The organism is Bradyrhizobium sp. AZCC 2230 (assembly GCF_036924495.1).
Classification (GTDB): domain Bacteria; phylum Pseudomonadota; class Alphaproteobacteria; order Rhizobiales; family Xanthobacteraceae; genus Bradyrhizobium; species Bradyrhizobium rifense.
The window spans coordinates 7,982,154-8,006,471 of the sequence record NZ_JAZHRS010000001.1 but is presented as its reverse complement, the minus strand read 5'-3'; the positions used below and the strand labels follow the sequence as shown (position 1 = coordinate 8,006,471).

27 protein-coding genes are annotated in these 24,318 nt (G+C 63.3%); 8 read left to right on the top strand and 19 right to left on the bottom strand.

The genetic code is table 11. The features are described 5' to 3' along the window. The first annotated feature begins 151 nt into the window (after positions 1 to 151). Entirely contained in the window at positions 152 to 886 is a 735-nt protein-coding gene (locus V1280_RS38155; protein WP_334535755.1) for a metallophosphoesterase family protein, read from the top strand. Between the two features lie 18 nt (positions 887 to 904). Here V1280_RS38155 and V1280_RS38150 read toward each other — a convergent pair whose 3' ends face one another. From V1280_RS38150 to rfbC, 3 genes are all read right to left on the bottom strand, one after another. Next, positions 905 to 1,327, bottom strand: coding sequence for a hypothetical protein (locus V1280_RS38150; RefSeq protein WP_334535754.1), 423 nt, complete (start codon positions 1,325 to 1,327; stop codon positions 905 to 907). 111 nt (positions 1,328 to 1,438) lie between these two features. Continuing rightward, positions 1,439 to 2,335: a dTDP-4-dehydrorhamnose reductase gene (rfbD, locus tag V1280_RS38145; protein ID WP_334535753.1), complete on the bottom strand. Its 897-nt coding sequence runs from the start codon at positions 2,333 to 2,335 to the stop codon at positions 1,439 to 1,441. Between the two features lies 1 nt (position 2,336). Next, entirely contained in the window at positions 2,337 to 2,891 is a 555-nt protein-coding gene (rfbC, locus tag V1280_RS38140) for a dTDP-4-dehydrorhamnose 3,5-epimerase (protein ID WP_148774344.1), read from the bottom strand. 85 nt (positions 2,892 to 2,976) lie between these two features. Between rfbC and rfbA the strand changes: the two genes are divergently transcribed. The 3 genes from rfbA to V1280_RS38125 all read left to right on the top strand — a co-directional run bounded on the left by rfbA (position 2,977) and on the right by V1280_RS38125 (position 5,232). Next, positions 2,977 to 3,858 carry a glucose-1-phosphate thymidylyltransferase RfbA gene (gene rfbA, locus V1280_RS38135; protein ID WP_148774250.1) on the top strand — a complete coding sequence of 294 codons (882 nt, stop codon included), beginning with the start codon at positions 2,977 to 2,979 and terminating at the stop codon, positions 3,856 to 3,858. A 12-nt stretch (positions 3,859 to 3,870) separates the two neighbouring features. After that, positions 3,871 to 4,935 (top strand): dTDP-glucose 4,6-dehydratase, encoded by a 1,065-nt coding sequence (rfbB, locus tag V1280_RS38130; RefSeq protein WP_334535752.1) that lies wholly within the window; start codon positions 3,871 to 3,873, stop codon positions 4,933 to 4,935. Positions 4,936 to 5,025: 90 nt separating this feature from the next. Next, entirely contained in the window at positions 5,026 to 5,232 is a 207-nt protein-coding gene (locus tag V1280_RS38125) for a hypothetical protein (protein ID WP_334535751.1), read from the top strand. A gap of 17 nt (positions 5,233 to 5,249) precedes the next feature. Here V1280_RS38125 and V1280_RS38120 read toward each other — a convergent pair whose 3' ends face one another. From V1280_RS38120 to V1280_RS38110, 3 genes are all read right to left on the bottom strand, one after another. Next, a complete protein-coding gene (locus V1280_RS38120; RefSeq protein ID WP_148774247.1) occupies positions 5,250 to 5,519 on the bottom strand; it encodes a hypothetical protein in 270 nt (89 codons plus the stop codon). Positions 5,520 to 5,675: 156 nt separating this feature from the next. Further along, entirely contained in the window at positions 5,676 to 5,828 is a 153-nt protein-coding gene (locus V1280_RS38115; RefSeq protein WP_187437050.1) for a hypothetical protein, read from the bottom strand. A gap of 159 nt (positions 5,829 to 5,987) precedes the next feature. Continuing rightward, the gene (locus V1280_RS38110; RefSeq protein WP_334535750.1) at positions 5,988 to 6,143 is read right to left on the bottom strand and encodes a hypothetical protein; all 156 of its coding nucleotides are present in this window, start codon (positions 6,141 to 6,143) and stop codon (positions 5,988 to 5,990) included. A gap of 588 nt (positions 6,144 to 6,731) precedes the next feature. Between V1280_RS38110 and V1280_RS38105 the strand changes: the two genes are divergently transcribed. From V1280_RS38105 to V1280_RS38095, 3 genes are all read left to right on the top strand, one after another. Then, positions 6,732 to 6,905: a hypothetical protein gene (locus tag V1280_RS38105; RefSeq protein WP_187437049.1), complete on the top strand. Its 174-nt coding sequence runs from the start codon at positions 6,732 to 6,734 to the stop codon at positions 6,903 to 6,905. Between the two features lie 983 nt (positions 6,906 to 7,888). Continuing rightward, entirely contained in the window at positions 7,889 to 9,481 is a 1,593-nt protein-coding gene (locus V1280_RS38100; protein ID WP_334535749.1) for an EAL domain-containing protein, read from the top strand. A 154-nt stretch (positions 9,482 to 9,635) separates the two neighbouring features. Beyond that, positions 9,636 to 10,001: a VanZ family protein gene (locus V1280_RS38095; protein WP_148774243.1), complete on the top strand. Its 366-nt coding sequence runs from the start codon at positions 9,636 to 9,638 to the stop codon at positions 9,999 to 10,001. 54 nt (positions 10,002 to 10,055) lie between these two features. On the opposite strand, the gene V1280_RS38090 is transcribed toward V1280_RS38095, so the two are convergent. The 13 genes from V1280_RS38090 to V1280_RS38030 all read right to left on the bottom strand — a co-directional run bounded on the left by V1280_RS38090 (position 10,056) and on the right by V1280_RS38030 (position 22,769). Next, complete coding sequence (locus tag V1280_RS38090) at positions 10,056 to 10,484, bottom strand: CHRD domain-containing protein (RefSeq protein WP_334535748.1); 429 nt, start codon at positions 10,482 to 10,484, stop codon at positions 10,056 to 10,058. A 129-nt stretch (positions 10,485 to 10,613) separates the two neighbouring features. Next, positions 10,614 to 10,898: a hypothetical protein gene (locus tag V1280_RS38085; RefSeq protein ID WP_334535747.1), complete on the bottom strand. Its 285-nt coding sequence runs from the start codon at positions 10,896 to 10,898 to the stop codon at positions 10,614 to 10,616. Positions 10,899 to 11,025: 127 nt separating this feature from the next. After that, on the bottom strand, positions 11,026 to 11,472 hold the full coding sequence (locus V1280_RS38080; RefSeq protein WP_334535746.1) for a hypothetical protein: 447 nt from the start codon (positions 11,470 to 11,472) through the stop codon (positions 11,026 to 11,028). 149 nt (positions 11,473 to 11,621) lie between these two features. Further along, positions 11,622 to 13,343, bottom strand: coding sequence for a chemotaxis protein (locus V1280_RS38075; protein ID WP_334535745.1), 1,722 nt, complete (start codon positions 13,341 to 13,343; stop codon positions 11,622 to 11,624). Positions 13,344 to 13,348: 5 nt separating this feature from the next. After that, positions 13,349 to 14,440 carry a protein-glutamate methylesterase/protein-glutamine glutaminase gene (locus tag V1280_RS38070; protein ID WP_334535744.1) on the bottom strand — a complete coding sequence of 364 codons (1,092 nt, stop codon included), beginning with the start codon at positions 14,438 to 14,440 and terminating at the stop codon, positions 13,349 to 13,351. 17 nt (positions 14,441 to 14,457) lie between these two features. Continuing rightward, positions 14,458 to 15,312, bottom strand: coding sequence for a CheR family methyltransferase (locus V1280_RS38065; protein ID WP_334535743.1), 855 nt, complete (start codon positions 15,310 to 15,312; stop codon positions 14,458 to 14,460). Between the two features lie 135 nt (positions 15,313 to 15,447). Next, positions 15,448 to 17,253, bottom strand: a complete 1,806-nt coding sequence (locus V1280_RS38060) for a methyl-accepting chemotaxis protein (RefSeq protein ID WP_334535742.1) — start codon at positions 17,251 to 17,253, stop codon at positions 15,448 to 15,450. Positions 17,254 to 17,315: 62 nt separating this feature from the next. Beyond that, positions 17,316 to 17,786 (bottom strand): chemotaxis protein CheW, encoded by a 471-nt coding sequence (locus V1280_RS38055; RefSeq protein ID WP_212236936.1) that lies wholly within the window; start codon positions 17,784 to 17,786, stop codon positions 17,316 to 17,318. 31 nt (positions 17,787 to 17,817) lie between these two features. Continuing rightward, on the bottom strand, positions 17,818 to 19,515 hold the full coding sequence (locus V1280_RS38050; protein WP_334535741.1) for a methyl-accepting chemotaxis protein: 1,698 nt from the start codon (positions 19,513 to 19,515) through the stop codon (positions 17,818 to 17,820). A 38-nt stretch (positions 19,516 to 19,553) separates the two neighbouring features. Next, a complete protein-coding gene (locus V1280_RS38045) occupies positions 19,554 to 20,015 on the bottom strand; it encodes a chemotaxis protein CheW (protein ID WP_334535740.1) in 462 nt (153 codons plus the stop codon). After that, entirely contained in the window at positions 20,015 to 22,084 is a 2,070-nt protein-coding gene (locus V1280_RS38040) for a chemotaxis protein CheA (protein WP_334535739.1), read from the bottom strand. Before V1280_RS38040 ends, V1280_RS38045 begins: the two co-directional genes overlap by 1 nt. Continuing rightward, on the bottom strand, positions 22,081 to 22,446 hold the full coding sequence (locus tag V1280_RS38035; RefSeq protein ID WP_092300982.1) for a response regulator: 366 nt from the start codon (positions 22,444 to 22,446) through the stop codon (positions 22,081 to 22,083). The genes V1280_RS38040 and V1280_RS38035 overlap by 4 nt, the downstream gene beginning before the upstream one ends. Continuing rightward, positions 22,446 to 22,769: an STAS domain-containing protein gene (locus V1280_RS38030; protein ID WP_334535738.1), complete on the bottom strand. Its 324-nt coding sequence runs from the start codon at positions 22,767 to 22,769 to the stop codon at positions 22,446 to 22,448. The genes V1280_RS38035 and V1280_RS38030 overlap by 1 nt, the downstream gene beginning before the upstream one ends. 287 nt (positions 22,770 to 23,056) lie before the next feature. On the opposite strand from V1280_RS38030, the gene V1280_RS38025 reads away from it, so the two are divergent. Next, entirely contained in the window at positions 23,057 to 24,196 is a 1,140-nt protein-coding gene (locus V1280_RS38025; RefSeq protein ID WP_334535737.1) for an HD domain-containing phosphohydrolase, read from the top strand. Positions 24,197 to 24,318 lie beyond the last annotated feature (122 nt).

Genomic DNA, 24,318 nt, shown 5'->3' with positions numbered 1-24,318 from the left:
AATCGACGCCTCATCAAACGACGCGGGTGATAAGACAGCCGCGCGAACCGCCGTTCACATGATGTGGACGAAAAAAGCGGCTCGTGCTGACCCGAATTCGTCGATAGCATATTGACATCTCGGGCGAAGCTCTCTCCAAGAGTTGGACCCCATGGTCACGACCCCGACTCAAAACTCGCCCCGGCCGAAGTTGCCGAACGGCGTGCGGATCTACGCCCTCAGCGACATCCACGGCTGCGCGCATCTGCTCGAACAGATGTTCGCCGTCATCGATGCGGACATGGCGAACAGCCGGCCCTTTCGCGCGATCGAGGTCTTTCTCGGCGATTACATCGATCGCGGACCGGACTCGCGTCACACCCTCGATCTCTTGATCGACCGCAGCCGCCGCCGCAACACGGTCTTTCTCAAGGGCAATCACGAGGCCTATTTCACCTCGGTGCTCGACGATCCCTCGCGCACCGCCGACTGGTTTCAGTTCGGCGGCCTCCAGACCCTGATGTCCTACGGAATCTCGGCAACGCCCGATCTCAGCAAGGACGAACAGTCCGATCTCGTGCGCGAGCTAACCTCCGTAATGCCGCCACAGCACATCGCGTTCCTGCGCCAGTTGCGGCCGACGTTCACATGCGGCGACTTCTTCTTCGTGCATGCCGGCGTACGTCCGGGAGTCCCGCTGTCCGAGCAGCGCGAGCAGGATCTGCTGTGGATCAGGGACGAATTTCTGCAGAGCAAGAAGCGTTTCGGCAAATACGTCGTGCACGGCCATACGCCGGTGCGCCAGGCCGAGCTGCTCGAGAACCGGGCCAATATCGACACCGGAGCGTATGCGACCGGCAACCTGACCCTGCTGTCGATTCAGGGCAACAGCATGCTCGCGATCTAGCGACGCGCGCGCGGAGCGTCAGTTGGTCTGTCTTGTCGGCGGCCGGTATTCCGGGAACCGGCTGAGCATCGCCGCCTTCAGGAATTTGAAATGGGCGATCGAGGCGCTGAGCTCCTTGAGCCTGCGCTGGCCGTTCAGGATTTCCTTGTCGAACAGATCCTGATGGTGATTGTCCAGCGCTTCGCGCTCGAGATATTCGTCATTGCCGTTGCCGATCGTCACTGCCGCGCGCGCCAGCACGTCTTCCACCCGGCGGTTCAGACCCGATTGCTCACGCTCCGCCGCATGCAGCGCGTCCTCGATCGCGACCATGATGGCTTCGATGCGCGTACGATCGGTGTCGGCGTCGCGCTCGGGCGAGCGGGCACGGAACGTCTGCTCTCCGCCGAAGCGGTCTTTCAGGAAATTGTGTGTGCGGGCCCGTAAGAAGAGCTGAAACATGCGTGCACTTTCCGGTTCGAGGCACCAAACCGGAAAATGGGCCCTGGATGGTTAACAAAGTTTAAAGGCCGCGGAACGTTGTGCTCCGGTGCGGCCCTGTGGAACCGGCGTTCAGGTCGTCGCCTTGAGGGCATCCAGCTCGCGATCGAGCGCCTGCTGCCAGCTCGGCGGCGTAATGCCGAACCGCTCGCGCAGCAGCGTGAGATCAAGGCGAGAGTTGGAGGGCCGCTTCGCCTTGACCGGAAATTCGTCCGATCGGATCGGAACGATTTCCTTCACGGCGAATTTCGCACCCCTCGACTGCAACCCGGCAACGATCGCAGTCGCAAAGCCGTGCCAGCTGGTCTCGCCGGCACAGACCAGATTGACGACGCCGCTTCGCTGCTCGAACGTCTTGCGAAGGTCGTCGTCACTCCGTGGCAGCATCGCAACCACCGCTTGCGAAATCGCATTGGCTGTCGTCGGCGCGCCGATCTGGTCGGCGACGATCCGCAACTGCTCGCGCTCTCCGGCGAGGCGCACGATTGTCTTGAGGAAATTCGCACCGGTTGCAGCGTAGACCCAGGACGTGCGCGCGATCACATGCAAGGCACCCGCCTCGGCAATGGCCTGGTCGCCAGCAAGCTTGCTCTGGCCGTACACCGAGAGCGGCGCCGGCGTGCTGTCCTCGCGCCAGGGACGTTCGCCGGAGCCGTCGAAGACATAGTCCGTCGAAAAATGTACCAGCGGCACGCCACGGGGCGCCGCCCATTGGGCGATGGCCCTGGGAGATTCAGCGTTGATCCGGAACGCGAGCTCTCGCTCGTCTTCCGCACGATCGACAGCAGTATAGGCCGCGGGATTGATGATCAGATCCGGCTTGATCGAATCCAGCTTGCCGGCAAGCTCGTCCGACCGCGACAGATCAAACTGTTCCCGCAGCGGCGCAACGATATCAGCTCGCTCCCGAAGCAGCGGAAGCAAAGCTCCGCCCACCTGCCCCGCAGAGCCCGTCAGCAGGATCCTCATGTCAGATCTCTCCGTAACGCGGGAGATTCTTCACATCTGCGAGCAAGGGCGCATCGGCATCCTTGGGCGACAGTGAGGGATCTGCGAGGCCCCAGTCGATACCGATCGCCGGATCGTTCCATCGAACCGAGATCTCATCCTTCGGGCTGTAGAGCGCGTCGCATTTGTAGAAGAAATCGGCCGTCTCGGAGAGAACGGCAAAGCCATGCGCAAAACCGCGAGGAACCCACAATTGCCGCCGATTCTCCTCATTCAGCTCGACAGCGACATGACGCCCAAAATTTGGGCTACCGACGCGAACATCAACAGCAACATCCAGAACCCGGCCGCGGAGCGCCGTGACCAGCTTGCCCTGCGTGCCCGGATTCTGTAGGTGCAGCCCACGCAACACTCCATGACGCGAGCGTGACAGATTGTCCTGAACGAACGGCTGCGCAACCCCGCTCTGCGCGTAGCGCTCGAATTGGTAGGTCTCCAAGAAAAAGCCGCGTTGATCGCCGAATAGCTTCGGCTCGATGATCAAAACCTCGGGCAGATCTGTCTTGATAACGTTCATTCCAGCGACTTCAGCTCCGCGCGTACAACAATCTTGTGCAGCGCACACTATCTGATATTTTCGAATTGGTAAACCAGAGGGACCTATGAAGGGAATTATACTCGCTGGCGGAACAGGCTCGCGCCTTTTTCCCGTCACGACAGTGGTATCGAAGCAGCTGCTTCCGGTTTTCGACAAACCGATGATCTACTATCCGCTGTCGACATTGATGCTCGCTGGGATCCGCGACATTCTCATCATCTCGACGCCGCAGGACAAGCCGCTGTTCCAGCGCTTGCTCGGCGATGGATCGGAGATCGGCGTCAACTTCTCCTACGCCACGCAGGACACCCCGCGCGGTCTTGCCGACGCCTTCATCGTCGGCCGCGAATTCGTGGGATCGGATTCCGTCGCGCTGGTTCTCGGCGATAATATCTTCTACGGCCACGGACTTCCGGAGATGCTGGCCAGGGCGGCAACTCGCAAGAGCGGCGCCACGATCTTCGGCTACGTCGTCAACTCACCCGAGCAATACGGCGTGGTCGAGCTCGATAGTGACGGACGTGCGCGCTCGATCGAAGAGAAACCCAAGCAGCCGAAGTCGAATGTGGCCGTGACCGGCCTCTATTTCTACGACAACAGCGTGGTCGAGATCGCTGCGGGGATCAAACCTTCGGCGCGGGGCGAGATCGAGATCACCGACGTGAACAACGCCTACCTCGCGCGCGGCGACCTGTTCGTCGAAGTGCTCGGGCGCGGGTTTGCCTGGCTCGACACCGGCACGCACGCCTCGCTGGTCGAAGCCAGCCACTTCGTTCAGATCCTGGAACAGCGCCAGGGCCTGCGCATCGCCTGCCCCGAGGAAATCGCCTTGCGGCGCGGTTACATTTCTCTCGAAGCCTTCAAGAAGGTTGCAGAAAGGACCGCCAAGAGCAGCTACGGCGAGTATCTGCAATCGGTTGCCCGTTCCTTCGCCGCTCAAGACTGAGGCAGATCACACATGCGTTTCGAAGGCTCCACGATTTTCGTCACGGGCGGTGCGGGTTTCATCGGCTCCGCAGTCGTCCGTCATCTCCTCCGCGATACGCACGCGCGCGTCGTCAACATCGACAAGCTGACTTATGCGGCCAACCTCGAGTCGATCCCTGACGCCGAGGCAAATCCGCGTTATGCATTCGAGAAGCAATGCATTTGCGAGGCGGCCTCGCTTCGCAAGCTGTTCGAGAAGTATCAGCCCGTCGCGGTGATGAACCTGGCGGCCGAGAGCCACGTCGATCGTTCGATCGACGGCCCCGGCGAGTTCATCCAGACCAACATCGTCGGCACCTTCACGCTGCTGCAGGAAGCGCTGCGATACTGGAGGGGGTTGAGCCCGGACCGCCGCTCGCAGTTCCGCTTTCTCCACATCTCCACCGACGAGGTGTTCGGGTCGCTCGGCAAGGACGGTTACTTCACCGAGACCACGTCCTATTCGCCCAACTCGCCCTATTCGGCGAGCAAGGCATCCTCCGATCATCTGGTTCGCGCCTGGCGCGAGACCTACGACCTTCCAACGATGGTGACGAACTGCTCGAACAATTACGGGCCGTATCACTTTCCCGAGAAGCTCATTCCCCACATCATCATCAAGGGGCTCGCCGGCGAGCCGCTGCCGGTTTACGGCGACGGCCAGAACATTCGCGACTGGCTCTACGTCGAGGACCACGCCAAGGCGCTCACGCTCGTGCTCGAGCGCGGCGCAATCGGCGAGACCTACAATGTCGGTGGCCGAAACGAACGCACCAATTTGCACGTCGTGGAAAGCATTTGCGACATGCTGGACGAAATGTCGCCGCGCACGGCAGGCCCCCGGCGCGGCCTCATTTCGTTCGTCGCCGACCGCCCCGGTCACGATCGCCGCTACGCGATCGATGCTTCGAAGCTCGAGCGCGAGCTCGGATGGCGCGCTGACGAGAATTTCGAAAGCGGCCTGGCCAAGACGGTTCGCTGGTTCTTCGACAACCGCAACTGGTGGCAAACCATTCTCGATCGCGGCTATCAGCAGAAGCGCATCGGTCTCGGCTAGCGGATCGACCACCCCTTCGTGGCAGCTGCCGTCCCGCAAGATGTGACGGCAGGCTGACCGCGTCGATCTGCAAAAGGAACTCACACGAGGATGGACGAATCCTACTTCGTCTGGATCCGCGGCCTGGATGGTCGTCCGAAGCCGCAGGTCTGGGACGCGGACCAGTTTTCGGGCCCTGAATGGAAGTTCAGGCACGTCATGGCCCGGCATGCTCTGGACGCTGGAGTCCGCGGGATCGGGCTGGACCGCCTCGCGAAGCTTTTTCCCGCGCCGCCCTTCCCGGACGAATTGACCTGAAATTCCGGCCTGTAAGACTAGAGGTAAGGCTGATCGACGCGGCTCTGCGCCATCCAGACCTTCCATGCGTCTTCATGCTTGGCATATAGCTCCAGCCAGCGCTGCTCGCCGGGAGCAGGCTGAGCGCTCCGCTCGATCCAGATTGCTCCGGTTCGGCCGCCATCCGGCTCGCTGTCGAGCCGCTCGAACTCAAAGGTCTCCTCGAGCGTCAGACCGATCAGAACGCGCCTGCCGACCGCATCAACAAAATATCGCCGCGGCGCATTGTTGTTCCTGACGCTCGTCATGGCGCACCTTTTTCGCGATCCACGGGCCGTTCAGACCAACAGGCCTGCAAGAACCGTGCGCAACTTGATGAGGGCATGCGAAGGGAACGAAATCGGGCACGGCCTAACCTGCCTCGCATGGTTACCTTCGCGGGGTGTGGTTTCGGCTGAATCCACTCAGAACGCACGGCGCGCCCTGGCAAAGGACACGTGCTGGCGCTCCCAGGCCGCGTGGATCGGTCGTTGTTCCCTGTGCGCCCGCCGCGCGCGCATCGCATAGCCGATGCAGAAGCCAACGAAGGTCGAAATCAGAATCGAAACCCAGCTCATCCGAACGTCTCTCACTTTGGTTGCGCGTCCGTCGCCTCCATTCGGCGAGCGAACATTCTCATCTTCGAGTTGTGTCGAGATCGTGATCACGGCCGCTGATTTTGTCGTCACAGGCGGGAATTTTTGGGCAGCAGCGTGCTTGCTTCCTGGCCGTTCGCATCAACCAAACAGCCAGAAGAAGAATTTCACCGACAGCAGAATGATGAAATAGGCCCATCCCGCCATTGCGATCAGCGCAATGCCGAGAAACGCACCTTCGAATGCCCGTTCTCTCATCTTCGCTAGAGGCTTTGCAGATAGCGTTTTTTCAATCATCTCGATCTTCTTGTTATTCGTATCGCTCACACGATCATAGCCGAACGAATTCGACGATCTCGTGACGGATGCAGACGAGAAACGGCTGATACACGCGCGGACTCCTGCACGACATCGATCTTCAACGAATTTTGAATCGATGCGGCGTGCAGCATCGGGTGACGGAACAATTTTTCCGATGGCGCGCCCTGGAGGAATTTCAACGAATCAGAGTTTGCAACTTTTACGCGATATCGTCCGACCGCATGTGAAAATCTCGCAAGCGGTCTTGCGGGGAGAGCGGAGACCGGTTCGGCGGCAATCGGACATGGTCGCGGGGCGTCAGGCCGGATGGCCGCGACCGTCGCTGATCGGCGCGAGACAAGGAAAACCCCGGAGTTGTACGGAGCGCCAGGCGCCGATTTCCTCGCGGTAAGGTTGAGGGGTTAGCTTAATCCCCGTTGTTTGTTGCGAAGTCTCGCCGATCGCATATCCATCTCCGCACCGGGCTTCCCCAAGAGCCCGGCCCCACCCAAGCAAAGCCGTCGAGCGACATGGGTCCGCTTGGCGGCTTTGTCGGTGTGTCGATGCAAGAGGATCATTTCGGTTATGGCGCGGAAGCCCTGGTCGTTCAAGGAAGACCGCCGGCTCATGGAGCTGGCCAAATCTTCGACGTCGTTGGAGGAGGCGGCAAAGCAGCTCGGGCGATCGCCCGACGCGATCAAGCGCATGGCCTTGCGTCTCGGCCTGGCGCTCAAGTCAAAGGCCGCCAAGAAGAGCTAGCGGGCGTACGCCGCGCGAGCGACAATTCGTGGATGCGGGCCACTGCCGTCGGCGGCAGCCGGATGCAAGTCGCAAAACGACGCATTCCGGACGCCGCAGCGCTCTCGATCTCTCCGCGCGCGGATGTTAGGCTCTCCAACTGAAAGTCGGCTGTTTGTCGCCGAGGCAATTGCTCGACGGCCTCGGTACCCGATCGATAATTTGTTGGAGGATTGCACCATGTTGTCTCGCGCACTCGTCGTAGCGTTGCTCCTGGCTCTGCCTTCCGTGGCGTCGGCGCAAGTTCCCGTGGGGTTCGGATTCCCGAATGGAGCACCCTGGTGTGCGTTTGGTTTCGATTGCCGATTCCTGAATTTCCACGAATGTGCGGACCGGATCTATGATCCCGCGCATAACTGCCTCAAGAATCCTTACTTCGCGGCGCGCTACCCGACCGACGTCGACAAGGGCTGGTCCTACAATCGGCGTTGAACGCCGCGCCTTTCCGGCACCATCGTCTTGCAGTGAGACGATCGTCGTCGCGCTTGCCCCGACGGGCGAGACCCGCGGATGACGAGAATTTGGGCCGCGCCGGTCGCTTGCCCAATCCTCGACGGAGGGAACTCTCGGGCCGCCTCAGCATTGTTCCCTAAAGGAATGCGGGAGGCGGAGCCCATCATGGCAAACTCTCTCCTAATTGTGATGTCGATTTGGTTCGCCGTTGATATCTTGTTCGTGGCGTGGCGATTGTGGGTGACGAGGCCGGATAGCTGGACGATAGGCATCGGCACTCGCCATCTCAGTCCCGTCTGTGTGAAATCGCATTTACGCCGCCACGCCTGACGCCGCCAACATCATCCATCGCGGCGGAGATCTTCGGGAGCTGCCCCGCCGGTTGATCCGTGAACTCTCGTTCACGCAACCTCATCCGGTCGCCTTAAACCCTATCTTAGCGCCTCCGAGGTTAGAGTTCTCGTCATATTCTCTTAACCTCTGCGGGCCGGATGAAAGCAGCACGGCCGAAACTCTCACTGGTGGTGCTCGTGCTTGCGGGCATGGCTGCGTTCGCCCTTGCCGGTCACATCGCGGCGACGCGGTTCATCCGGGATCAGCAAGCGCGCCAGCTCGACGAGCTGACCGAAGTCGTGCTGCGCCGGTCCGAATTCGCCGTCGACTTCGCGACCGCGAGCCTTGACGAGCTCGCCGGCCGCGGGCTCGCCACATGCGCCCCCGCCTCGCTCCAGGCGATCCGCCTCCACGTCTATCAACGCTCCGCCGTGAAGGACGTCCGCCTCGTCAATTCCGACGGCTCGGTGATCTGCTCGGCCTATTCGGAGACGCTCGAATTCGACAAGGGCTGGGTCGATCGGGCCGACATGCTTGCGTCGCGCGATTCGAAGCTGATGCTGTTTCGTGTCGAGCAGTTCGGCGGCGACGCCCTCGGCGTGCTCAGGGACATCGGCGACGACAAGGCACTGGTCGCCATTCTCGGCATCAACTCCAGCCTGTTCGACATCATGCCGGCCGAGCTGCGCGCCCATGGCGAGGTGCTGCTTGCACTCAAGAACGGCGCACAGCTCGGCGAGTTCGCGCTCGACGCCGACAAGACGCTGGCGCATCCGATTGATTTCGAGAAAAGCTCAGCGCGCTATCCGTTGCGCGCGGTCATTCGCATCGACAGATCCGTGCTGTCGACATGGAACAGCGACGTCTACTGGCCGGCGATGGCGGTCGCGTTTGCGCTCGGCGCGCTGTTCGGCGTCCTGCTGTCGCGAACGCGGCGGATGGAGGGACCGGTCGCCGATCTCGATCGTGCGCTGGCGCGGGGTGAATTCAAGCCTTACTTCCAGCCGATCTTCGATCTTCACACCGGCGAGATCAGGGGCTGCGAGATCCTGGCGCGCTGGCTGCGCGAAGACGGCACGGTGGTGCCGCCGATGAACTTCATTCCGCTGGCGGAATCCAGCGGACGGATCGAGGCCATGACCTGGCAGCTGCTCGGCCGCGCGCTGGCCGACCTCCAGCCGCATCTCAAGGCCGACAAGGATTTCAAGCTTTCGTTCAATGTCGTGCCCAGACACATGCTCGGCGCAGGGTTCGTCGAAACGCTCCGCAGCACCGTCGCTACGGCACGCGTGTCCGCGCGGCAGATCGTGCTCGAGGTGACAGAGCGCGACGAGCTCGACGATCTGGCGCGCGCCGCGGCCGTGGTGGGTGAGTTGCGCGACTACGGCTTTCGCGTTGCCATCGACGACGTCGGTGTCGGCCATAGCGGGCTGTCGCGGCTGAAGGGTCTTGGCGCCAACACGATCAAGATCGACAAGTTCTTCGTCGACACCATCACGGTGGACGCCTCGACCACGACGATCGTGGAGATGCTGGTGGCGCTCGCCAGGGACTTCCACATGACCGTGGTTGCGGAAGGCGTCGAAACCGAGGAGCAGGTTCGCGCGCTGATCTCGTGCGGCGTCGAGGAGGGCCAGGGCTATCTCGTCGCCGCGCCCCTGCCCTTCGCGAAATTCAGCGAATTGATGGCGTCGCGGCGTGCGGCGAGCGCAGCCGCGGCTCCGGCCCGCGACAGCGCACTGGTGGCGTAACCCTGCCCGGCTGGCCCGAACTCGAACAGTTGCCAACCCGAACATGTCCCGGTGCGAACCACCGGTCATGAACACACAATCGACGACATACGCCCCTTAACGATATTTTCCGCTTTCGAGAGCGGCACGCCGGTCGACCGGCTATGATGCTGCAATGCGCCGAAATCATCTCATCGCAGCTGCGGCCATCTGCCTTGCGCTGATCGTCTATGCCACGCTGGCTACGCTTGCGGGCAGGCCGGTGCTGATGGGCCATGCCGAGGCCTATTGGGTCGTCGTCATCGAGCGCTTCAGCGCCTATTGCCTGCTGGGCTTCCTGCTGTCCTTCCTGCTGCCGGGGCGCTTCAGGCTGGCTTGCGCATTCGTGATCGCCGTCGCCCTCGGACTCGAGATCCTGCAGACGCTGGTGCCCGACCGCGATCCGCGGTTCCTCGACGTGCTGCAAAAGGCGGCCGGCGGCATCTTCGGCGTCAGCCTCGCCCAAACCATTCTGGCTTTCCTGCCCAGACCGCCGTCCTGACGCGAGCGGCGTCAGCTCACATCGCGAGCGCGACGTGCGGCCTGGTCCGACAGATTATTTTGCCATCTGCCCGCGCAGCTCACCGCCTGGATTGGCCGCGGTATGGATGTTCGCATACCATTTGCCGGCCAAGAGATCGGCAGCCTGCGTCTCGGTGAGGGTCGCGGTGCCCTGGATCGGGCTTTGCGTCGACTTGAACGGCAGCGCGATGCCGGCATTCTTGCCGGATTCGCCCGGTCCGTGGAAATGCGCGCCGAGTGCGGGACCGGTCAGATCCGCGTAGGTGACCGTGTAGGTCAGGACCTTGGTATCGGTGTCGAAAGCCGCCTCGGCCTTGCCGGAGCCGGAACTCGTGTTGGGCGGCACCTCGTTGCTACCCTTGAGTTCGGCCCGCAGTTTGACCACTTCGGCGCTGGCGGCCGTCACGAGAAGAGGCGGGAGCGCAAAAAACAACGCACCCGCCAGGCACACGGCTCTCATCATGGCAACCTCCCAGCGCGGATCCCGTTGGCTTCGACCTGTTCCGGTGTGAAACCCCGGAGGTCGCGCCAAATTCCGGCTGGCAGACTATGCCTGATTCGAACGGAGCCGACTGCTGCCGGAGCGGCGGACTTACGCCACGCCGCGCCTGAAGCTGTCCTGATCGGTGCCGAAGCCGCCGGACATCTGCCGGTGGGTTTCGCGCAGCGCCGTGACCGCATCATCGAGGCCGAATTCGCCCTCGCGAATGGTCTCGAAGAACCGGGTCATCAAGCCAAAGTCCAGCTTGACGCGGGTGTTTCCATCGCGGCTCTTGCGGCGATCGAGCGACAGATGCATTGCCAGCACCCTGGCTTCGTCGGCGCTACAGCCGCTGAGGGTCGCGAGTTCGTCATAAGTCATCCAGATCTGAGGCATATCCCTGTCCGCCTTTTGTTATGGCCTCAACCTAGATTTCACTTCTAAAAGCACTCTTGCCGCGGTGCAGTCCTCAGGCGCTTTCGCGCTAACAGCGTCAACGCAAAGCTAAGGCGCAAGGCACACATCAGGAGGCGGGGGGCCTGGAGGGCGTAAACGGCGGCCTTGGCCGCGACCGGCTGTCGAGTCCCTTGGGCAGCTTGTCGGGATTGAGCTTGAGGACCGCGCATTTGGCGTCGGCTGGCAGCGCTTCTTCCTGGCTGTAGATCAGCGTGCACTCGAACCTGACCTCCGGCGCCTCTCGCGCCGTGCCCGAGCATGTCGCCATCGCGCCGCTGCACAGGCCGGTCAAATTGACCTCGACCTCATCGGGACCAAACACGCTGGGATTGCCCTCGGCATGGCGCTTCACGGTCAGGACAGCCGTGAAGCGTTGCTGATCGACCTGATAGGAGCCGCCATAAGTGAAGAAGCTGTCGCGGCCCGAGATCCGCCCCTCGACCAATTCGACAAGGCCTGTGCCCTGGCCGCGCGGGGTTCTGAACCAGGCAGCGTATTTGCCGTCTCTCAGCATGAAAAACATCCGTCGTAATATTCAAACGTATTTGCGACGAACTCTGGGGCGCGACAATGACTGATATGGTGGGTATTCCACCACGGTTAACACCTCGCAAAACCAATTCGTCAAATTGCCGGTGCCACATGCGCGACGCCGGCCGCAACTCAAAACAACTCGATGCCGTCATCCGCAGGCTCAACCGCCGCGACCCGGCGGGCGGCGGCGCTCGACGACAGCCCGAGGGCTTGCAAAAAATCCCGGTGGACGTCGCGCTCGCGCTCCATTGTGTAACGCGCGAAGAGATCGTCGAGCTGCGCCGCGTCCTGCGGCTGCGGCAGATGCGTGCCGGCGCTTGCCGTCTCCAGGCGCGCAGCGACGGTGGGCAGCGTCGCAGAGCTCTCACCGAGCGAGCTCATCAGGCCCTGCGCGGAATTCATCAGGCCTTCGAACTCGGCGCCTTCGTCGACGAGCCGGCTCATCAGTGCGCCGAGCCGTTCGTTGCCGGCTTCGACCTCGCGCAGCGCCTGGAGAATCTGCGGCTCCAGATCGGCGAGCTGCGTGGGATCGCCCTGGACGCGGAGCTCCTTTAATTCGTTGGCGGACCGCTCGATGCCGTCGAGCACGGGCCGCAAGCGCCCGGCGCCGGCGGAGACCTGGTCGGCGGTCGCCTTGAGCTCGTTGGCGATGACGACGAAGGCGCTGCCGCGGCTGCCGAGGTGGCTCGCCTTGAGACCCGCGTTCATGCCGATCAGCGTGATGTCGACCGTAGCCTCGGCCAGGCCCGCGATGGCGTGGCGGAATTTCGCCAGCGTATCCTCGACGACTGCGAGCGCCTCATCGACCGAACGGCCGGCGCTCTCGCACGTGCCGATCAGGGTCGATGCCTGTGCCAGCGTCTGCTTGATGCGGGTCAGGAACGAGGCGGAGGAACCGTTCTCGCCACCGAACAGCGAGCGGCCGTGACCGACGACGCCACCTGCATCGTTCAGGATCGCCGACAGCGCGCGGATGATCTGGCCGATGTCGCCGCCGAACTCGCGCTGCGCGTCCCTGAGCTGGGCCGCCTGCAGCCGGCGGATCGCATGCGCGCCATCCTCGCTTGCGACCGGTTCCGGGACGAGGCTCGGCTTCGATCCGGACGAGAGGCGCAAGCCGTGGCAGACATGTTCAAGGCGTTGCCGCGTGCTGTCGCCGGCCTGCAGGGAAATGATCGCGCCACCGACCGCCTCGGCGATCTTCCGCGTGCTGGCGCTGGCGAGATCGGCGAGATGGCTGCTCTTGCTGCGCTGATCGCGCAGGCCGGAATAGGCAGCACCGAGTTCGGCGCTCTCCGCGACCAGCTGATCGCCGTAGATTCTCTCGAACTCCTTCTGCCGGCCGGAGGCGGTGGCGACCGCGTCCGACAGACGCTGCTGGTCTCGCGCGCACCCCTCGATCGAGCCCTGCACAGCCTTGCCGAGATCGTAGGCCTCCTGCGTGAAGGCGAGAAAGCCCTCGCGATCGCCGTCGAGCGACGCCGCCTCGATCCGCGCGCTGCGCGCGATGATGGTGATCATCTGGATATGCTTGAACAGCGGCTTCAGCAGCGCGGATGCCTCCGCCGTGTTCTTGCCGATCGTCGTCAGCAAGGCGCTCTCGGCCGGCAAGGCCCGCGCGAGCCCGCTCAGCCGCGCCGCGATCTCCTGCAACGCGGTCGCGGCGCCCTCGATCTCGGCACCGGAGAGTTCTTCGGAAAGAGAGGCGAGCCCCTGATTCAGCTCCTTGAAGATGATGTGGCCACGACCGAGCTCGTGGCCGACGCGCGAAAACACGTCCTCGATGCGCGACGAGACGTCCTCGACCGCGACGATCGCATCAATCAAATTGTTGGCCGGAGTGGCGGACATCGCGATCAACCCGTCACCGCCGCGTGCCCCGCCTGATACCACTGCATGATCTCGCGCGGGATGTGATTCAGCGAAACCACCTTCTCGACCCCGCCATGGGCGATGGCTTCCTTGGGCATGCCGAACACCACGCAGCTCTCTTCGTCCTGCGCCCGGGTCGAGGCACCGAGCTTGCGCATTTCCAGCATGCCGCGCGCGCCGTCGTCGCCCATGCCGGTCATGATGACCCCGAGCGCGTTGGCGCCGGCATGCTGGGCCGCGGAGCGAAACAGCACATCGACCGAGGGGCGATGCCGCGACACCGGCGGGCCGTCCTTGATCGCGACCTGATAGCGCAGGCCGATGCGCTGGAGCAGCATGTGGCGGGCGCCCGGCGCGATATAGGCCCAGCCCGGCAGCACCGGCTCGCCATCCTCCGCCTCCTTGACGCGGAGCTGGCAGACGCCGTCGAGGCGCCTGGCAAAGGCAGCGGTGAAGCCCGCCGGCATGTGCTGGACGATCAGGATGGGAGGACAGTTCGCCGGCAGCATCTCGAGCACGTCGTTGAGCGCTTCTGTTCCTCCCGTCGAGGCACCGATGCAGACGATGCGCTCGGTCGTCGGCCGAACCTTGCCCTGCACCGGCGGCGGGATGATGGCGTCGGCCGTCAGCTTCTTCTCGATCATCCGCCGCTCCGTGCGAGGCCGCACGCGTGCACGCGCCGCCGACTTCACGGATTCGCGCAGCCGCGTGGAGCACTCCAGCAGCGCCTGTCGCGTGTCGATCTTCGGCTTGGGGACGATGTCGACAGCGCCGGCCTCGAACGCCTCGAACATCACGTTCGAGCCTTCCTCGGTCAGCGAGGAGCAGATGATCACCGGGATCGGACGCTGCGCCATGATCTTGCGCAGGAACGTCATGCCGTCCATGCGCGGCATCTCGAGGTCGAGGATCATGACGTCGGGGATTTCGTCCTGGAGACGCCGCGCCGCCACGAACGGATCGGACGCTGTCCCCATCACTTCGATGTCGGGATCGTCGTTGAGGATCGTCTGAAGAATTTGGCGCACCGACGCCGAATCGTCCACGATCAGTACGCGAACTTTCTCCTTCGGCATTGTCCGCGGCGCTCCAATCAGACCTGAAAAATGGTGGGCTGCACCTGCTTCAACCCCGGAACGGAACTGTGAATCATGGATTCCGAATGGCCGACAAGCAAATACCCGCCCGGCCGCAGATGACTGCAAAGCTGCTCGACGACTTTGCGCTGCGTCGGCTTGTCGAAATAGATCAGCACATTGCGGCAGAAAATCATGTCGACGTCCCGGTCGACCGGATAAGACGGGTCCATCAGGTTCATCCGCATGAAATGCGTCATGCGCCGAAGCTCCGGCACCACGCGAACCTCGCTACGGGAGCGATCCCGCGACGACAGGAAATATCGCTTCACGAACGGCTCAGGCACCGGCGCGAGCACGTCGCGGGTGTAGATCGCGGTCTTGGCGAGGCGCAGCACAGCGGTCGAGATGTCGGTTCCAAGGATACGGTATTGAAACCGCGAACCGCTCCGCGTCATGTCGTCCAGCACCATCGCAGTGGTGTAGGCTTCCATGCCGGTGGAGCTCGCCGAGCTCCAGAATTTCAGGTCCGCATTCTTGCGACCGTGCGACTTGAGCAGCGCCGAGATGGCAATGTCCCGCATGAACGAGAAGTGCTGCGGCTCGCGGAAGAAGTCGGTCTTGTTGGTCGTCACCACATCGATGAGATGGGTGAGCTCGGTGTCGAAATGCGCGGCCTCGAACAGGTTGTCGACATATTCGTTCAGGTCGGAGAAGTTCAGTGCGCGCACACGCTTGTGCAGGCGCCCCTCCAGCATCAACCGCTTGCCCTGCGGCAGCTTGATTCCGACCTGGCCTTCGATCAGTTCGGCAATGGTCCGGAAGTGACGATCCGACAGATGCACAGCCGTATCCTGCATGGCGGGCATCATGTCCGCCTGCCCCGGCCCCGAGGGCCCGCATGCAATGAATGTCGGGCCAGACGGGCCATCTTGAATCCTACGCGGTTACGCACAGCAGAAGAGGATAGGTCCACGCTCAAGGGGCGGACCTATCCCCGGAGACTCTCAGCGCTGAAAATCGGCGTCCCGATCATCCTCACCATCGTTCATGTCGAAAGCAAAGCCGCCGCTGCCCGCGGCCCTCATGGCGCGCACCGGCCTGGCCTGCGGCTTCTTGGCGGGGCGCTCGGCCGCCGCCATGGTCGCTGCCTTGGTGCGCAGCTGATTGACGGCCCGGTCGATCGGCGCCGGCGCATGGCTCTTGCCGCCATGCTCGATGCGGAAATAGGCGATCGTCGACTGGAGCTGCTCGGCCTGCGAGGCGAGCTCTTCCGAGGTCGAGGACACCTGCTCGGATGCGCTGGCGTTCTGCTGGCCGACCTTGTCGAGCTGCTGGATCGCCTGGTTGATCTGGGCCGAACCGACGTCCTGCTCGCGGCAGGCCGCGGTGATCTCCTCGACCAGCTCTGCCGTCTTCTTGATGTCTGGAACAAGCTTGGCGAGCATGGAGCCCGCCTCCTGCGCGACCTTGACGGTCTCGGCCGACAGTGTGCCGATCTCGGCGGCAGCCGCCTGGCTGCGCTCGGCGAGCTTGCGCACTTCGGAGGCGACCACGGCAAAGCCCTTGCCATGCTCGCCGGCGCGCGCCGCCTCGACCGCCGCGTTGAGCGCAAGCAGGTCGGTCTGGCGAGCGATCTCCTGCACGATGGTGATCTTCTCGGCGATGGTCTGCATTGCGTTGACGGCACGGCCCACCGCAGCACCGCTGGCTTCGGCATCCTTGGCCGACTGCGCGGCGATCTTCTCGGTCTGGTTGGCGTTGTCAGCGTTCTGCTTCACGTTCGAAGCCATCTCTTCCATCGAGGAGGAAGCTTCCTCGGCGGACGAGGCCTGCTCGGTCGCGCCCTGCGAAAGCTGCTCGGCGCTGGCCGAGAGCTCCTGGCTGCCGGCGGAGACGTTCTGCGCCGCGGTCAGGGCTTCCGAGACGATCTGACGGAGCTTTTCCACCATGCGCTCGAGCGCGAGGCCGAGCGTATCCTTGTCCGACAGCGCTTTGGCCTCGACGGTGAGGTCGCCCTGCGCGATCTGGTTGGCCAGGGCCGCGGTGGCGTTCAGGTTCACCGTCATCGCGTTCAGCGACTTGATGAGATCGCCGATCTCGTCATTGCTCGAGGATTCGATCTTCTGACTGAGATCGCCGATCGCGACCGCGTCGGCAAGGCCGACGGCCAGCGCCAGCGCGCGGCTGATATTGAGTGCGATCCAGGTCGCCGCGACAACGGCGATCAGGAGCGAGGCAATCACCAGGCTCATCAGCAGCATCTCGGCGCGGGCGCCGTCCTGCTTGGACTGCTCGGCCTGCTCCGCCATGTTTCTCTTGACGTTCTTGATGTAGCCGTCGGCCGCCTCCAGCGCATCCGCCACGACCTTGCGGCCGTCATGCATGGAGCGATCGAGCGCCTTCGGCTTGTCGGTCTTCGCAAGCCTGACCGTCTCGTCCTGATAGGCGTTCAGCTTGGCGAACGCGACGGAGAAATTTTCCATCAGCTTCTTGCCGCTTTCGCTGGCTGCGGCCGCGATCTCGTCCTTGGACTTGGTCAGCGCTTCGCGATTCTTGGCCAGGTCGGCGACGTCCTGGTCGTATTCGGCATCGTTTGCGGCGAGGATCGAGTTCTTCTCGGCGCGCACCAGGAACAGCACGCCTTCCTTGAGCTCCGCGGCCTTTTCCATCCGGCCCGCGCGGCCGACCAGCTGCTCAGTGGTGCCCACCATATCCGACAGCTTCAGATAGCCGACCGCTCCGGCGATCATGGACAGCAGGATGACGACGCCGAAGGCGCTGGCAAGCTTGGCTTTGACGGTGAATCTCATATCAGTCTCGTTGGTTCGAATTGGGGTGCTTACGCTCGATCACGCTTCACACTTGCAAGATTTCAGGCGGCGCGAGGCGCCTCGCCCGGTAGCTCGTCGTTCGCCATCAGCTTGGCGAGGTCGAAGATGACGACGAATTTCTCGCCCTTGCGGCCGATGCCGGCGGCGTAGTCGGACTGCCATTTGCCGCCCACCTCGGGGATCGGCTCGATCGCCTGCTCGTCGATGTCGGTGACCTCGAACACGCAGTCGGCGACGAAGCCGACGCCGACCAGGCGGTCCTTCATCGGCACGTCGAGGATGATGATGCGGGTCGCTTCCGTCGCTGCCACGGCCGGCAGGCCGAGCTTGGTGCGGAGATCCACGATCGGGTAACCGGCGCCGCGCACGTCGATCATGCCGAGCAGGAAATTCGGCGCATGCGGCAGGCGCGAGATCGGCCGCATGTCGAGAATTTCCCGCACGTTGCGGATCGAGATGCCGAACGTCTCCCCGGCGAGCCCGAGCGTCAGATATTGCGAGGTTGCGGCCATTGCTCAGTCCAGGGTCAGATGGTTCTTGTTGTCAGCGCTGAAACTCGGCGTCACGATCGTCTTCGCCGTCATGCATGTCGAAGGCGAAGCCGCCGCCATTGGCGACCTTCATCGCGCGCGCCGGCTTGCGAGCGGGCACGGGCTTCTTCGCGCCACGATCCGCGGCCTGCATGTGCGCCGCCTTGCTGCGCAGCTGGGTGACGGCGCGGTCGATCGGCGCTGGCGCCGCGCTTTCGCTACGTCCGGCATGCTCGATGCGGAAGAACGAGATGGTCGACTGGAGTTGCTCGGCCTGCGAGGCAAGCTCTTCCGAGGTCGAGGACACCTGTTCGGAGGCGCTGGCGTTCTGCTGGCCGACCTTGTCGAGCTGCTGGATCGCCTGGTTGATCTGCGAGGAGCCGACGTCCTGCTCGCGGCAGGCCGCGGTGATCTCCTGCACCAGTTCGGCCGTCTTCTTGATGTCGGGTACGAGCTTCGACAGCATGTCGCCGGCTTCCTGCGCAACCTTCACGGTCTCGCTCGAGAGCGTACCGATGTCGGCCGCGGCGGCCTGGCTGCGCTCGGCGAGCTTGCGCACCTCCGAGGCGACCACCGCAAAGCCCTTGCCGTGCTCGCCGGCGCGGGCGGCTTCGACCGCGGCGTTCAGGGCGAGCAGGTCGGTCTGACGCGCGATCTCCTGCACGATGGTGATCTTCTCGGCGATGGTCTGCATTGCCTGGACGGCGCGGCCGACGGCGACACCGCTGGCTTCGGCATCCTTGGCCGACTGAGCCGCGATCTTCTCGGTCTGGTTGGCGTTGTCGGCGTTCTGCTTCACGTTCGAGGCCATCTCTTCCATCGAAGAAGACGCTTCCTCGGCGGACGAGGCCTGCTCGGTCGCGCCCTGCGAGAGTTGCTCGGCGCTGGCCGAGAGCTCCTGGCTGCCGGCGGAGACGTTCTGCGCGGCGGTGAGTGCTTCGGCTACGATCTGGCGGAGCTTCTCGACCATCACGTTCAGCGACTTGATGAGATCGCCGGTCTCGTCATTGCTGGAGACACTGATCATCTGGCTGAGGTCGCCATTTGCAACCGCGCCGGCAAGGCCGACCGCGCGGCCGAGACCTCGGGTGATGCTGATGGAAATCCAGACCGCAGCAATCAGGCCGACCAGCAGCGACACCAGCACAGCCGTGATCAGCAGGAACTGCGCGCGGCCGCCGTCTTCATGAGCCTGGGCCGACTGATCCGCCATATTCTTCTTGACGTTGACGATGTAGGCATTGGCCGCTTCCATGGCCTCGCCAACTGCCTTGCGGACCTCGGTCATCGACCGCTCAGCGGCCTTCGCCTTGTCCGTCCTGGCGAGCTTCAGGGCTTCATCCTGAACCGCATTCATGCGGCCATAAGCAGCACCGAAATTGTCGAGCAGCTTCTTGCCTTCGGGCGAAGCGACGGCCTGGATTTCCTCTTTCAGCTTGAGGAGGATGTCGCGCTGCTTGGCGATCTCGGCGAGGAAGCGCTCCGCTTCGCTCTCCGGAGCCACGATCATGTTCTTCTCGGCGCGAACCTGGAGGAGGATGTTTTTCTCGAGTTCCGCGGCACGCTCCATCCGGTTGGCACGAGAGATCAGGCTGTCCGCGGTGTCGATCATCTCGGTCAGCTTGACATAAGCGAGACCCCCCGCGGCCATCGAGAGCAACAGGACCACGCCGAACGCGCTGGCAAGCTTTGCCTTGATCGTAAATCTCATATCCAGCCCCTAACCCAGTCTCGCCCCGAGACCTCGTTTCAATTCAGAATACGTTCCATGTTGGGAACGATGACGAACTCTTCACGCCACTTCGCAATGAAGCGAATGAACTCCGGCTTCCAGTGCATGCCGACGCGCGGCGTCTGCTGCACGTCGGTCTGCGAGATCTCGGTGACTTCGTAGACCTTGTCGGCGGTGACGCCGACCAGCACCGGCTCGCCATCGAGCTCGATCTCGATGACGACGATGCGCGTATCCACGGAATCTTCCGGCTGCGGCATGCCGAAGCGGATGCGCAGATCCGCGAGCGGAATGACGTTGCCGCGCACGTTGATCACGCTGGGAACGAAAGCCCGCGCGCCGGCCACCCTGGTCACGGGCACGGGATCGATGATCTCGCGCACGAGGCCGGCATCGAGCGCGAATTTCTCCTCGCCGAGGCCGATCATCACGACCTGCATCGCGTCGGCCTGGTGTTCTCCTGCCAAATCGTCGGTCATCACGCCGCCTCGCTGATATGCTGTTTCTCGACCTTCGACTGCGCCAGCATGACGAGCTGGGCGACGTCGAGGATCAGCGCCGCCGTGCCGTCACCCAGGATGGTCGCGCCGGAGAAGATCGTGACGTCCGAATGCAGCTTGGAGAGCGACTTGATCACGGTCTGGTGGTTTCCGATGATCTGGTCGGCGACGAGGCCGACATGAGTCTCGCCGGTCGAGATGATGATCGTCTTCTGGTGCCGATCGGGCGTACCCGACGACGACATGATCTCACGCAGGCGCAGGAAGGGCACGAGGTTGCCGCGCACATTGAGGAAGTTGCGCCCGCGGGAGCGTTCGTCCTCGGCGGTCAGCTCGATGCATTCCTCCACGGCCGATAGCGGAATGATGTAGCGGCCCTCGCCGACGCGGATCAGAAGACCTTCGATGATCGCGAGCGTCAGCGGCAGGCGCAGCGTCACCGTCGTACCCTGGCCCGGCCTGGTCGACAGGTCGATCGAACCGCGCATGTTCTCGATGGTGCGCTTGACCACGTCCATGCCAACGCCGCGGCCGGACAGCGCAGAGATGGTCTGCGCGGTCGAGAAGCCCGGATGGAACAGGAATTGATGGATCTCGTGATCGGAGAGCACGGCACCAGCGGCAATCAGGCCCTGCTCTTCGGCCTTGGCGCGGATGCGGGCGGTGTTGAGGCCGCCGCCATTGTCCTTCACGGTGACGAGCACCTGCGCGCCCGAATGCACGGCCGCGAGCTCGATCCTGCCTTGCTCGGTCTTGCCGTTGGCGGTGCGGGTCGAGGTGTCCTCGATGCCGTGGTCGATGGCGTTGCGGATCAGGTGCACCAGCGGATCGGCCAGACACTCGATCATGGTCTTGTCGAGCTCGGTGTCCTCACCCGTGGTGACGAACTCGACCGGCTTCGACAGGTCGCGCGACAGATCGTGGATCAGGCGGCGGAAGCGGCCGAACAGCGAGCCGATCGGCACCATGCGCGCGCCCATCGTGGTGTCGCGAAGTGAGGACGCGAGACGCTCGATTTCCTCGGCGATCATCTTGATCGAGAGATCGGAGCCGGAGGCGGCGAGCTGGGTCAGCCGCGCCTGGGCGATGACGAGTTCACCGACGCGGTCCATCAGCTCGTCGAGGCGCTCGGCCTGAACGCGGACCGTGGCGATGCCGCGATCGTCGCGCTTGGCTTCGGCCTTCGGTTCAGGCTTGGCTTCGGATTTTGGCTCCGCCCTTGCGACGGGCTGCGCGGCGACGGGCGCCGCGGCAGCCTCGACCACCGGCACGGGCATTTCGGCGACCGGCTCCTCGTCGAGGAGCAGGAACAGCGGCGCCGGCGCGGGCGCTTCGACGTGCTCCAGCGGCGACAGCGTCAGCTTCATCTCGTCCGAGACGAACATGAAGACGTCGTCGATCGCGTCCTTGTCGCAGGCCGCGTGCAGCTTGACGTCCCACTTCAGATAGCAGTCTTCCGGCTCCATCTCGTCGAGGAACGGGATGCCGTCGGTAACAGGCACGACGAAGCAGGGACCCAGCTTGCAAAGATCTTCCAGCAGGTCGAGCGGATTCGAGCCGTTGCGAAGAATGTGGGATTCGAACTCCAGGTAAAGGTGCCAACCGGCCTGCTTGCTCTCGGCGGGTGCGAGCGGCGGTGCTTCCGCGATCTCGGCCACCGGCGCGGCAGGCTGATCCGACGACACGAAGCGCTTGAGGTCGTCGAGGATGCCATCGCCGATGATATCGTCGGTCGACTGCGGATCCTCGATCAGCGCACGGATATAGTCCTTGGCGGCCAGCGCGACCGAGATCAGCTCCTGGGTCGGCTTGATCTCGCCCTTGCGGACGCGGTCGAACGCGGTTTCGAATTCGTGGGTGAAGGAGGCGACCTTGTCGAAGCCGAACATCGCGCCCGAGCCTTTGATCGTATGCAGGGCGCGGAAGGCGGAATCGACCAGCTCGCGGTCGTCGGGACGCTGGCCGAGGTCGAGCAGGGCCCCTTCCAGGACCTCGAACAGCTCGCTGGCTTCCTGGCGAAAGACCTCTGTCGGGTCCATCGCACTCATGCACGCACCAGCTTGGCGACGACAGCGAGCAGCTGCTCCGGCTTGAACGGTTTTGTGATCCAGCCGGTGGCACCGGCGCTCTTGGCTTCCTGCTTCACCGTGTCGTTGGATTCCGTGGTCAGGAACACGATGGGCATGCCGACCGCGCTCGGCAGCTTGCGCAGCGCCTTGATCAGCTCCAGCCCGTTCATGACAGGCATATTAAGATCGGTGATGACGAGGTCGAGCTTGCCGGCCTGCGCCTTGGCGAGGCCTTGCGCGCCGTCACCGGCCTCGATCACGCTGTGACCGGCCGGCTCGAGCACGACCTTGATCATCTGCCGGATGCTGGGGGAATCGTCGACCGTGAGAATCGTGGCCATTAGACGCCATCTTTCTTTTGCGGGAAGTGCTGATCGATCATCGCATCGCTGGCGAAACCGGCGCGGCGAAGGGTGTTGCGCAGAGATTGGGAGAAGGAAGTCAGGACCACCGGGCGGCCTTGGGCATCGCCGGTCTTGGCAGCCGACAGCAGAAGCTGGATCGAGGTCACGTCGGCCTTGTCGACGCTGGAGCAATCGATCTCGAGCCGGTCCTGCCGGCCGAACGCTTCGCGGATCAGGTCGTAGACGCTGCGGATCGCAGCAATGCTGCAATCTGCAGGCAGCCGTAGGGACCACTTCGGCTCAGTGACATCAGACGACATTCGTCCCCCAAATTTCGTCAGGACTCACTGCACGCATCGCGCGAATCCCGCGTAACGACTATTCGCGTAGGAGAGTATGCAAACCCCTAATGGAGTCCCCCGTACAACTACGGGTCACAATCCCTAAAACTTCGCGTCTGCATGCATGCGTGCATAGCCCGCACAAATCTCATGCGCTGCGCGCAACGTTGAGGCGGTTTGCCGCGGCATGGTTGTTTGCTCCGCGTTAAATCGCGCAGGCTATTCGTTGAGGTCATGCCTCGCCATCCGAACGAGTCCGGCCGCCGATGCTGACCCAAGCGCTTCTGGTTGATGACAGCCGCTCTGTCCTCAATTTCCTGAAACGTCATATCGAAGCGGAAGGCCTCGTCGAGGCCACCACCTTCCTCGATCCCGTCGAGGCGCTGGCTTGCGCGCGCGATCGCGTGTTCGATCTCGTGCTGGTCGACTACGAAATGCCCCACATGGACGGCATCAGCTTCATCCGCACGCTTCGTACGCTGCCGGGATGCACCGACATTCCGATCGCGATGATCACGTCGCGGCAGACCGACGACATCAAGATGGAAGCGCTGCAGGCGGGTGCAACCGATTTCCTGCCGAAGGCACCGCAGAGCGTCGAGATGACGGTGCGGCTGCGGAATTTAATTCAGCTTGGTGCAGCCGTACGCAAGCTCAACGATCGCGCCGCGCATCTGGCCAGCGAAGTCGCTGCCGCTACGCGCAAGCTCGGCGAGCGCGAGGAGGAGATCATCCTGCGGCTTGCGCTCGCGGTCGAATACCGCGACAACGATACCGGCGAGCACACGCTGCGGGTCGCCCGCTACAGCCGGATCATCGCCGAGCAGCTCGGCCTCCCCGCCCGGCTCTGCCGCGACATCTATCTCGCCGCCCCGCTGCACGACGTCGGCAAGGTCGCCATTCCCGACAACATCCTGCTCAAGCCAGGCCGGCTGACCGACGACGAGATGGCGGTGATCCGCACCCATGCCACGATCGGCGAGAAGATTTTGGCCGACTCCAGCTGCGAGCTGATCCAGCTCGGCACGCAAATTGCCGCAGGCCATCATGAGCGATGGGATGGCGCCGGCTATCCGAACGGCCTCAAGGCAGACGAGATCCCGGTCGCCGCACGCGTGGTCGCGGTCGCCGACGTCTTCGACGCGCTTACGACGCGGCGCCCATATAAAGAGCCGATGCCGCTGGAATTGGCGCGTGACTATCTGGTCGAGAACCAGGGACGGCAGTTCGACCCGGCCTGCGTCGAGGCCTTTCTGTCGCGCTGGGACGAGGTGGTGGGGATCGCCGCCGGGCAGGCTGCGACGGCGTTGCCGAAATCCGGGGCCACCCCCGCACCCTTTATATTAGGAGCGGCCGGGAGCCGTCCGAACCTGGACCGCACGGACGAAGCCGCGGCGGCGGTCTGACATTGCGTCGACAGTCACGGTTTGCCGCGGCGCCATTTTCTGCCATCACGGGTTTGAACCTGTTCCTGCCAGGGTGCACCAATACCAAGAGTGATTCTGATCACACTTGCCTGCGGCATCCG

Coding starts and splice junctions, on each gene's coding strand:
- V1280_RS38075 (WP_334535745.1), bottom strand. CDS start 13,343: ATGTCCGCCACTCCGGCCAACAATTTGATTGATGCGATCGTCGCGGTC.
- V1280_RS38055 (WP_212236936.1), bottom strand. CDS start 17,786: ATGGCCGCAACCTCGCAATATCTGACGCTCGGGCTCGCCGGGGAGACG.
- rfbC (WP_148774344.1), bottom strand. CDS start 2,891: ATGAACGTTATCAAGACAGATCTGCCCGAGGTTTTGATCATCGAGCCG.
- V1280_RS38105 (WP_187437049.1), top strand. CDS start 6,732: ATGGCGCGGAAGCCCTGGTCGTTCAAGGAAGACCGCCGGCTCATGGAG.
- V1280_RS38040 (WP_334535739.1), bottom strand. CDS start 22,084: ATGAGTGCGATGGACCCGACAGAGGTCTTTCGCCAGGAAGCCAGCGAG.
- V1280_RS38110 (WP_334535750.1), bottom strand. CDS start 6,143: ATGATTGAAAAAACGCTATCTGCAAAGCCTCTAGCGAAGATGAGAGAA.
- V1280_RS38030 (WP_334535738.1), bottom strand. CDS start 22,769: ATGTCGTCTGATGTCACTGAGCCGAAGTGGTCCCTACGGCTGCCTGCA.
- V1280_RS38120 (WP_148774247.1), bottom strand. CDS start 5,519: ATGACGAGCGTCAGGAACAACAATGCGCCGCGGCGATATTTTGTTGAT.
- V1280_RS38035 (WP_092300982.1), bottom strand. CDS start 22,446: ATGGCCACGATTCTCACGGTCGACGATTCCCCCAGCATCCGGCAGATG.
- V1280_RS38050 (WP_334535741.1), bottom strand. CDS start 19,515: ATGAGATTTACGATCAAGGCAAAGCTTGCCAGCGCGTTCGGCGTGGTC.
- V1280_RS38085 (WP_334535747.1), bottom strand. CDS start 10,898: ATGCCTCAGATCTGGATGACTTATGACGAACTCGCGACCCTCAGCGGC.
- V1280_RS38025 (WP_334535737.1), top strand. CDS start 23,057: ATGCTGACCCAAGCGCTTCTGGTTGATGACAGCCGCTCTGTCCTCAAT.
- V1280_RS38065 (WP_334535743.1), bottom strand. CDS start 15,312: ATGATGCCCGCCATGCAGGATACGGCTGTGCATCTGTCGGATCGTCAC.
- V1280_RS38095 (WP_148774243.1), top strand. CDS start 9,636: ATGCGCCGAAATCATCTCATCGCAGCTGCGGCCATCTGCCTTGCGCTG.
- V1280_RS38155 (WP_334535755.1), top strand. CDS start 152: ATGGTCACGACCCCGACTCAAAACTCGCCCCGGCCGAAGTTGCCGAAC.
- V1280_RS38070 (WP_334535744.1), bottom strand. CDS start 14,440: ATGCCGAAGGAGAAAGTTCGCGTACTGATCGTGGACGATTCGGCGTCG.
- V1280_RS38060 (WP_334535742.1), bottom strand. CDS start 17,253: ATGAGATTCACCGTCAAAGCCAAGCTTGCCAGCGCCTTCGGCGTCGTC.
- V1280_RS38125 (WP_334535751.1), top strand. CDS start 5,026: ATGGACGAATCCTACTTCGTCTGGATCCGCGGCCTGGATGGTCGTCCG.
- rfbA (WP_148774250.1), top strand. CDS start 2,977: ATGAAGGGAATTATACTCGCTGGCGGAACAGGCTCGCGCCTTTTTCCC.
- V1280_RS38080 (WP_334535746.1), bottom strand. CDS start 11,472: ATGCTGAGAGACGGCAAATACGCTGCCTGGTTCAGAACCCCGCGCGGC.
- V1280_RS38045 (WP_334535740.1), bottom strand. CDS start 20,015: ATGACCGACGATTTGGCAGGAGAACACCAGGCCGACGCGATGCAGGTC.
- V1280_RS38090 (WP_334535748.1), bottom strand. CDS start 10,484: ATGATGAGAGCCGTGTGCCTGGCGGGTGCGTTGTTTTTTGCGCTCCCG.
- rfbD (WP_334535753.1), bottom strand. CDS start 2,335: ATGAGGATCCTGCTGACGGGCTCTGCGGGGCAGGTGGGCGGAGCTTTG.
- V1280_RS38115 (WP_187437050.1), bottom strand. CDS start 5,828: ATGAGCTGGGTTTCGATTCTGATTTCGACCTTCGTTGGCTTCTGCATC.
- V1280_RS38100 (WP_334535749.1), top strand. CDS start 7,889: ATGAAAGCAGCACGGCCGAAACTCTCACTGGTGGTGCTCGTGCTTGCG.
- rfbB (WP_334535752.1), top strand. CDS start 3,871: ATGCGTTTCGAAGGCTCCACGATTTTCGTCACGGGCGGTGCGGGTTTC.
- V1280_RS38150 (WP_334535754.1), bottom strand. CDS start 1,327: ATGTTTCAGCTCTTCTTACGGGCCCGCACACACAATTTCCTGAAAGAC.